The sequence below is a fragment of the Streptomyces sp. NPDC001970 genome (assembly GCF_053594115.1).
Window position 1 is genome coordinate 20,277 of the sequence record NZ_JBSFDW010000061.1, and the last position, 7,718, is coordinate 27,994.

General features: G+C 70.9%; 9 protein-coding genes and 1 tRNA gene. 2 read left to right on the top strand and 8 right to left on the bottom strand.

Features of this window, described 5'->3' with window-relative positions; genetic code table 11:
- Positions 1-136: 136 nt before the first annotated feature.
- A complete protein-coding gene (locus ACWCP0_RS39615) occupies positions 137-811 on the bottom strand; it encodes an NAD(P)H-binding protein (RefSeq protein ID WP_451083575.1) in 675 nt (224 codons plus the stop codon).
- An 88-nt stretch (positions 812-899) separates the two neighbouring features.
- Between ACWCP0_RS39615 and ACWCP0_RS39620 the strand changes: the two genes are divergently transcribed.
- Positions 900-1,604, top strand: a complete 705-nt coding sequence (locus ACWCP0_RS39620) for a TetR family transcriptional regulator (RefSeq protein ID WP_451083576.1) — start codon at positions 900-902, stop codon at positions 1,602-1,604.
- Positions 1,605-1,711: 107 nt separating this feature from the next.
- Here ACWCP0_RS39620 and ACWCP0_RS39625 read toward each other — a convergent pair whose 3' ends face one another.
- From ACWCP0_RS39625 to ACWCP0_RS39640, 4 genes are all read right to left on the bottom strand, one after another.
- On the bottom strand, positions 1,712-1,933 hold the full coding sequence (locus tag ACWCP0_RS39625) for an FmdB family zinc ribbon protein (RefSeq protein WP_451083577.1): 222 nt from the start codon (positions 1,931-1,933) through the stop codon (positions 1,712-1,714).
- Between the two features lie 9 nt (positions 1,934-1,942).
- Entirely contained in the window at positions 1,943-2,431 is a 489-nt protein-coding gene (locus ACWCP0_RS39630; RefSeq protein WP_451083584.1) for a DUF4383 domain-containing protein, read from the bottom strand.
- Positions 2,432-2,607: 176 nt separating this feature from the next.
- Complete coding sequence (locus ACWCP0_RS39635) at positions 2,608-3,999, bottom strand: hypothetical protein (protein WP_451083578.1); 1,392 nt, start codon at positions 3,997-3,999, stop codon at positions 2,608-2,610.
- A 72-nt stretch (positions 4,000-4,071) separates the two neighbouring features.
- Positions 4,072-4,845 (bottom strand): DUF4097 family beta strand repeat-containing protein, encoded by a 774-nt coding sequence (locus tag ACWCP0_RS39640; protein WP_451083585.1) that lies wholly within the window; start codon positions 4,843-4,845, stop codon positions 4,072-4,074.
- Positions 4,846-5,031: 186 nt separating this feature from the next.
- Between ACWCP0_RS39640 and ACWCP0_RS39645 the strand changes: the two genes are divergently transcribed.
- Positions 5,032-5,106 (top strand) — tRNA-Val (locus tag ACWCP0_RS39645).
- 101 nt (positions 5,107-5,207) lie between these two features.
- Here ACWCP0_RS39645 and ACWCP0_RS39650 read toward each other — a convergent pair.
- From ACWCP0_RS39650 to ACWCP0_RS39660, 3 genes are all read right to left on the bottom strand, one after another.
- Positions 5,208-6,344: a tyrosine-type recombinase/integrase gene (locus ACWCP0_RS39650; RefSeq protein ID WP_451083579.1), complete on the bottom strand. Its 1,137-nt coding sequence runs from the start codon at positions 6,342-6,344 to the stop codon at positions 5,208-5,210.
- Positions 6,344-6,556: an excisionase family DNA-binding protein gene (locus tag ACWCP0_RS39655; protein WP_451083580.1), complete on the bottom strand. Its 213-nt coding sequence runs from the start codon at positions 6,554-6,556 to the stop codon at positions 6,344-6,346. Before ACWCP0_RS39655 ends, ACWCP0_RS39650 begins: the two co-directional genes overlap by 1 nt.
- On the bottom strand, positions 6,549-7,718 hold a 1,170-nt coding region (locus ACWCP0_RS39660; protein WP_451083581.1), incomplete at its 5' end, for a replication initiator. The genes ACWCP0_RS39660 and ACWCP0_RS39655, both read right to left, overlap by 8 nt.

The window sequence follows — 7,718 nt, forward strand, 5'->3', positions numbered from 1 at the left end:
GCCCCGACGGTGCCGTCCGAGGGCCCGAGCGGCGCCGCGGTCCACGAACTCGTCCGCCGCACCGGCGCCGAGGCCGTCCTGGCCGCGGACGGCCCGTGGGGCCCCCGACGGTGCCGTCCGACGGCCTGAGCCTTTCTCAGCCGCGTCCTTCGGCCGCCGCACGGTTGATCTCCGGGCTGTACAGGACGTGCTCGCCTGCGCCGCCGCGCCCCGCGACCACGAGCATCGCGCGGCCCAGGTTCTCGGTGGTCGTGACATGCCCGGGCGACACCCGCCGCAGCAGCGGATAGAGCCAGGAGACCCCGACGTACAGCCATCGGTACAGGGGGGTTCGCGAGGTCGCCCCGTGCATGGGCTGGATGTAGCCGGGCCGGAACATGTACGCGTGGAACGGCATCGCGAGGAGTTCGTTCTCCGTCCGCCCCTTCACGCGCGCCCACATCGAGCGGCCGCTCTCCGTGCTGTCCGTGCCTTCGCCCGAGACGTAGACGAAGGTCAGCGACGGGTTCGCGGGGAGCGCGCGGGCCGCGGCGAGGGTGTGGTCGTACGTGATCCTGCGGTACTCCTCCTCGCTCTTGCCCGCCGAGGAGACCCCCAGGCAGAAGAAGCACGCGTCCACGGACTCGAACTGCCCGGCCAGGGGCGAGAAGTCGGTGAAGTCCTGGTGGACGATCTCGCGGAGCTTGGGGTGGGTGAAGCCGAGCGGCCGGCGCACGACCGCGATGACGGACGAGACACGGTCGTCGAGCAGGCATTCGCGCAGCACGCCCTGGCCGATCATGCCGGAGGCGCCGAAGAGGAGAACATTCACAGGAGCCAAACTAACAGAACGCCGTCCTCTTAATAAGGGAACATGGGTCCTTTATGTGCTCGTAGGCCACTCGTATGCTGTCAGCGTCATGGATCACGTGGGATTTGTCCGCGCCCGACGGCCGGAGCAGAAGCAGCAGCGACGCGAGGCGATTCTCGATGCGGCGCGCACGCTCGGCACGGAGTCGGGGGTGCGCAAGGTGACGCTGGGCAGTGTCGCCGACGCCGTGGGGCTCGCGAAATCCAATGTGGTGCGCTACTTCGGGACCCGCGAAGAGATCTTTCTGGAGCTCACGGCGGAGGCCTGGAGGGACTGGGAGCACGCGCTCACCCGGCGACTCGGGGAAACGGTCACCGCCGAGGGTGCCGGGGGTGCGAAGGGTGCCGGAGGTGCTGGGGGCGACGGCGTCGTCGCCGCTGTCGCGGAGACCCTGGCCGACCGTCCGTTCCTCTGCGATCTGCTCAGCCAGACCGCCCTCACCTTGGAGCACAACGTCTCGCTGGAGGCGGCCCGCGCGTTCAAGCGGGACGTGATCGCCGTCGTCGGCCGGCTCGGTGCGCGGGTCGCCGACGCCCATCCCCAGCTGAACGAGAGCGAGGGCGCGGAGCTGATCTCGGCGGCCGCCGCGCTCGCCGGCGTGCTCTACCCGCTCTCCACGCCGCCAGCCGTCATGAAGGAGCTCTACGCCCAGGAACCGGACATCGCCGCGGCCTGCCCGGAGCTGCTGCCGACCCTCGGGCGCTCACTGGCGGCACTCGCCGCCGGGCTCCCCACCCTGCGCGAAAAGGGCTAGGCAGGAACCGGTGGGCAGGAACCGGCAGGCCGGAGGCGGCCGACCGGAACCAGGCGGTCGGAAGTGCCGGCCGGAGGTGGCCGGCCGGCTACGACGGTTGGCCGTGACTAGCCGCAGCAGCCGCCCCCGCAGCACCCGCCACCGCCGCCGCCGGTGGCCGGGGCGGGTGCCGACTGCGTGCGCGTACCGCCGACGGCGACGGCCGAGAGCAGCTTCACGGTGTCCTCGTGGCCGGCCGGGCAGGCCGTGGGGGCGGAGGACTCGGCCATGGGCCGGCTCACCTCGAAGGTGTCGTTGCAGGAACGGCAGCGGTACTCGTATCGGGGCATGCGCACAGATTAGCCCTGGCGTGCACGTTCCGCGCCGGCCGTCTCCTCGGGGTGACGTGCCCGGTAGTACGGATTGTCGTGGGGGAGGGCACTGCCGACCCTGCCGTACATCCCGAACCACATCAGCATGACCCCGACCACGAAGCTGAAGAGCACGTTCTGGATCCGGAAGTTGAGGAGGTTGTACTCGGTGTCCAGCATGCCGAGGCCGATGAAGCCGTTGAGGATGAAGAGGATGCCGAGGACCATGTTCAGCGTGGAGGCGAAGTTGCCTCCGATGACCATGCCCACGAAGAGCAGCAGCCCGACGCAGATCGACAGCACGCTCAGCGCGCCGTTGGTGTTGAGGCCGCCGACGGTGTTGTTGCCGGTGTCGAAGAACCCGAGGTTGTTGGTCAGGCCGAGGATCCCGAAGGCCAGCAGGATCAGCCCCATGATCCCGGCGCCGACGCGGTAGACCTGGTTGAGGCGGTGATCGACGGGCAGATGCTCGTCCATCACGACGCGGATGCCGCTCTTGTGGTGCACGGTTCGCGGTACATGAGTGGATGCCACGGTGGCCTCCTTACAGGCGTACGTACCTACACCAGCATCCGCCCGTGCCGACGCCCCGACAAATGGGGCCGCCCGGGCCGACGGCGCGCGCGGGGGGCCGCCCGGGCCGACGGCGCGTGTCAGGCGCCTGCGCCGCGCTCCTCGCGGATCTGCTCGACGACGCGCGCCACGCCCTGCCGTACCGCTTCCGTCTCCGTCAGGAAGTGCCAGTAGTCGGGGTGGCGGCCCTCGAGTCCGGCGATGGCGCGCTCCAGTCGGGCGACGGAGTCGTCCAAAGGCCGGGCGTGGCGCGGGTCCGGGGTGTTGCGGCCCGCCATGGCCAGGCGCTGGGCGTCGCGGATCGCGAACCGGGTGCGCTGGATCTCCTGCTCCGGGTCCTTCGCGACGGCGTCGAGCCGGCGCAGCCGGTCGCCGGCGGCCGAGACGGCCTCGTCGGTGCTGTTCAGCAGCGCCCGGACCGTGCCGAGCAGGGCGGTCGCGTCCGGCCAGCGCTGCTCGTCGCGTGCCTTCCCCGCCTCCTTGATTTTCTCCTCGGCCCGGCGGACGTTCTCGGCGGCCTGAGCGGGGACGGGCTGCAGATCCTGCCAGCAGGCGGCGGTGAAGCGGCGGCGCAGCTCGCTGAGCACGGGCTCGACGCCGTCCGCACGGGTGGTCAGGGCCTGCGCGCGGGTGCGCAGCGAAACGAGCCGCTTGTCGATCTCGGCGGCGCGCTCGGGGAGCCGCTCGGCCTCGGTCCGTACGGCCTCGGCCTCCCGTACGACCCGGTCGGCGCGCTGCAGCGTGTCCGCGACGCCGTGCCGGCCGGCGCCTTCGTTGAGCTTGGTCAGCTCGGGGGCGAGGGCGGCGAGGCGGGCGGCGAGATCGTCCGCCCGCAGTCCGGAGCCCCGCACCGAATCGAGAGCATTGCTCGCGGCAAGGAGCGCCTGTCGTGCGCGCTCGACCGCGGGCGCGAGCCGGGCCAGCTGGGTCTCCGCCTTGTCGAGCAGCGTCCCGAGCCCCTGCGCGAACCGGTCGAGCTCGCCCTTGACCCGTACGAGCTCGTCCTTCGCCTTCGTCAGCTCCGTGCGCGCCCGCGCCGCAACCGACGCGTCGAGGCCGTCCCGGTCGAGGTCGTGCGCGTCGACCGCCGTGATGTAGCCGTGGCTGACCTCGTCGATGCGCCTCCCCAGCGCGGCGAACTCGTCCACTGCCCGGCGCGCGCCCGGCGAGCTGTCCACGGCCGTGATCGTCTCGATCGAGATCCGCAGATCGCGCTGGGCCGTGTCGAGCTCGTAGAAAGCCGCGGCCGCCGCGTCCTTCGCGGCCTGGGCATCGGCCCGCTGACTCTCCCCGCGCCCGCCGCCGAACCAGCGCCGCGTCCCCCCGCCGCCCCCACTGGCGAAGGCCCCCGGCAGCGCGGCGGCCACCAAGGGCAACGGCAGCAGGACCACGGCGACAAGATCTCGCAGCCCCCGCGCGACACCTGATTTCGCTTTCGCTCCTCTGTGCGGCCGCGCGTGTGTCGCCGTCACATCCCTCTCCCGTGCCGTGTCCGCCCTGCCCGGTTCATTCTCCCACCTGGTAAGGACGAACACACGGGGCCGTTAGTTCGCTCGTACGACAACCTCTCCGTTGTCGCTGTGCGCCTTGATGATGTGCGGGCTCTTCGGGTCCTGGGTGACGCCGACCGACGTCTCGCCGTTCTCGGCGACCGCCGTCACCCTGTACGCCTTCGAGCCCGGCACCTCGACGGTGATCGCGCCGTTCGCACTGGAGCCGTCCACCAGATCCGGTACGACGGCGAAGTCCAGCTCCACCGACCCGTTGTCCGACCCGGCGGTCACGGTCCTGGAGGCGACGCGCTTCCCGGTGACCTCACCGTTGTCGGCGACCAGGTCCAGCGGGCCGCTGGAGTCCCGCACGGTCACCGTGCCGTTGTCCGCCCGTATCGTCAGCGCCGTGTCGAACCCGCTCGCGGTCACACTTCCGTTGTCGTCGCGCACATCGACCGCGACCCCGCGCGGCACCCGCACCGAGTGCCGCGCCTCGCAGTCACTCGCGACGGCGCTGCACTTCACCCGCAACGTCAGCGTCCCGTCCTTCAGCGCCCACTCCGGATCGGGCCCCTCGCCCATGAACACCCACCCGTCGACCCGCCGCTCCACCTCGACGGCCTTCACATCCGCGGGCACCAGCTCGATCGCGGTGTCCTCGGCTTCGATGGTCAGCGTGTCCCCGCTGAACGCGAACGTCTTCCGCTCGACCACGGCCCCCTCCGCATCCGCATCGGCACACCCGGTGACGGCGACCGCGACGATCACGGCCCCACCGGCGGCGCCGAGCACACGCCCGCGGATGCGGCGGGTCCGAGTCTTCAGTGCGCCCACGATGATCCCCCAGCCCCTGAACTGCAACGTTTCCCCCACCCTAGAAACCCCGCCCCCCACGCACGATCCGGCCGCCCACCCACTCCATGGTGGGGCTATCCCCCGGGTACCCCCGGCCCCCACATGATCTGGTTTGCGGCACCCACCGGTGGTCCATGTACGCTGTTGCCTCACTCCGGGTGCGTAGCTCAGGGGTAGAGCGCTGCTCTTACAAAGCAGATGTCGGCGGTTCGAAACCGTCCGCGCCCACCAGTGGGAAGCACGACGAAGGCCCAGGTCACCGGTACTGAACCGGGAGCCTGGGCCTTGTTCGTTCCCCCAGCGAACCCGGTGGGGGAGTGGCGTCGTGCCATTTACGTGCCAGATGCGTCCTCGGACTCCGTCGGCCGGGCCTTCCTGATCTGCTCGTCGACGTGCGCGGCGATGGCGTGGTCACGGCCGTTCACCAGGTGCTGGTAGATCAGCGCGGCCCGCACTGAGGAATGACCCATCCGCTGCATCAGCTCACGTGTCGTGGCACCGCCGGTCGCGGCGAGGGTGTTCCCGGTGTGGCGCAGATCGTGGAAGTGCACGTCCCCCAGGCCGGTCGTCTCCAGGGCCCGCAGCCACAGGCGGCGGAAGTTGTTCCGGCGAAGCTGCCCACCCCGTGCCCCGGTGAACACCAGCCCGGCGCGGCCCGGCTCGGCGTGCGCGTCGAGATGAGAGGCGAGGTCCGCCGTCAGCGTGGCCGGGAAGGCCACGGTGCGCACACCGGCCGCGCTCTTGGGCGTCTTGACGACGATGCCGTCCGTCCGTGTCTCTGCCAGAGCGCGCCGCACGGCGACGGTTCGCCGTTGGAGGTCGACGTCATGGCGCTGGAGTCCGGCCAGCTCCCCGAACCGCAGGCCGGTGAAGGCCGCCAGGAGGATGAGCACCCGGAAGCGCGCCGGCACCGCATCGGCGAGTTGGAAGACCTCCGAAACGTTGAGGAATGGGCGCTCCGCTGTCTTGGCCGCTCCCGCGCCCTTGATGCGGCAGGGGTTGCGCCGGATCACCTCGTCGTCCACTGCGGTGTTCATGATGGCCCGGAGGACTTGGTACGCCTTGACGACCGTCGGCTCACCGACACCGGACTCCAGCAGCCCGGCACGCCAGCGGCGGATCTGCGGGGTCGTGATCTCACTCAGCACCACGTTCGCGAAGGTCGGCAGGATGTGGAGGCGCAGCGCGCTGCCGTTGCGTTCGCGGGTGGTCGCGGCGTAGTCGCGCTCCTTGAACCAGGCGTCGGCGTAGACCCCGAACATGATCTTCTCGTCCGGATTCTGCCAGCGCCCATCGATGATCTCGGCTTCCTTGCGCACCAGCCAACGATCAGCGTCGGTCTGGGACGGGAAGGTCTCCGGGGCGGAACGCAGCAAGCCATCCGGGCCCGGGTACCTCGCCTGGAAGCGGCCGGACGGCAGCTTGCGCACCGAGCCGAACCGGCGACGCTTGCCCTTTCGGCTCGCCATCAGGCCGCCGCCCCGAGGTGTCGGCGGCCCGTGGTGATCGGCTGGACGGTGTTGGCTGCGACGAAGTCCGTCAACGCCCTCTCAGGGATTCGGACATGCCGGCCCACCTTCACGAAGACGATTCGCCGCTCAGCGATCAGTCGCCGGGGGAAGCGAACGGTCGTACCGAGCACTTGGGCGACCTGCTCCACGGTGAGCAGCCGGTCAGCCATGTGTCACTTCTCCTTCCAGTTCTGTGGTGTTGGGTGTGAGTGAGGCGGCGAGCCATTCCTCGCCGCGGGTGAGTCCGGTTCCGGCGAAGGCCCAGTGCGCGAGGACGAGGGTGGTGTCGTCGTCGGCGGGTTCGGCCGGCACGAGGTTCTGGTCGCCGTGGGCGAGGGCGGCTTGGAGGCGGCGCCATTCGGCGCGGGCGGTGCGTAAGGCGCCGAGGGTGGTGGAATAGCGGCGGGTCTTGGTGGAGAAGTGGCCGCGGAAGCCGAGCATGTGGGCCCAGGCGCGGAGCCGGAGGTCTTCCAGGTCCTTGCGGGCGCCGAGGGTCCAGGCGGTGCGGATGAGTCGGCGGGCGTGCTCGGGGATGGACTTGCGGCCGAGTTCGGCGAGGAACTTGATGGGGCGGTCGAGGGTGCCAGTCGCGGTCTCGGCGCCCTTGGTGGCGTACTTGGCGATGTAGGCGGCGACGGCGCGTTCGGTCAGTTCGGTGCCGCCGTCGAAGTCAGCCGAGCGGATCGGCCGGATGTCGAGCTGGGTGCCGAAGGCGAACCGATGTGGGCGTCCGTCGACGACGGGGCCGGGCACGTTGGCGGCTTTGGCGGCGGCGTGGATGGCGTCGGTGAGGAGTTCGGCGGTGGCCCAGGCCGGGGGCGGGGTGTCGCCGCCGTCGGGGCCGTCGAGGCGGATCACGGCGTGGAAGTGGATGGCGCCGCGGCGCTGGTACTCGGCGACCTTGGCGAAGGAGACGCGGGCGTAGTCGGCGAAGGCGCGTTGGGTGAGTCCGGCGCGCTTGGCGACTTCGCGGCGCAGGAAGATGGAGAAGCGGGCCCAGATCTTGGAGGCGTGCGCGTTCCACAGCACCGCGGCTTCGTAGTCGTACGTCTCGGGGTCGAGCGGGGTGCCCAGTTCGGGGGCGTCTTCGGCGTGCTGGGTGCCGCAGCGGCAGCGGCCCTTGGTGGGGCGGTTGTGGACGGGGCCGAAGCTGGGGGCGGTGAAGGTGGCGAACAGCCGGGGGTGGGTGGCCACGCGCTCGGGGGTGCCTTTGCCGCCGCGGAGTCCGGCGGTGATCAGTTGGTAGGTGTCGCGGCGGTAGGTCTCGGCGCAGGCCGGGCAGCGGGTGGTGCGGCGGTTGTTGCAGCGGACCAGGAGGTTCCCGGCGGGCAG

What these genes read in the sequence shown, in the direction of transcription:
- ACWCP0_RS39620 (WP_451083576.1), top strand. Translation starts at nt 900, where the DNA reads ATGGATCACGTGGGATTTGTCCGCGCCCGACGGCCGGAGCAGAAGCAG.
- ACWCP0_RS39625 (WP_451083577.1), bottom strand. Translation starts at nt 1,933, where the DNA reads ATGCCCCGATACGAGTACCGCTGCCGTTCCTGCAACGACACCTTCGAG.
- ACWCP0_RS39630 (WP_451083584.1), bottom strand. Translation starts at nt 2,431, where the DNA reads ATGGACGAGCATCTGCCCGTCGATCACCGCCTCAACCAGGTCTACCGC.
- ACWCP0_RS39650 (WP_451083579.1), bottom strand. Translation starts at nt 6,344, where the DNA reads ATGGCGAGCCGAAAGGGCAAGCGTCGCCGGTTCGGCTCGGTGCGCAAG.
- ACWCP0_RS39655 (WP_451083580.1), bottom strand. Translation starts at nt 6,556, where the DNA reads ATGGCTGACCGGCTGCTCACCGTGGAGCAGGTCGCCCAAGTGCTCGGT.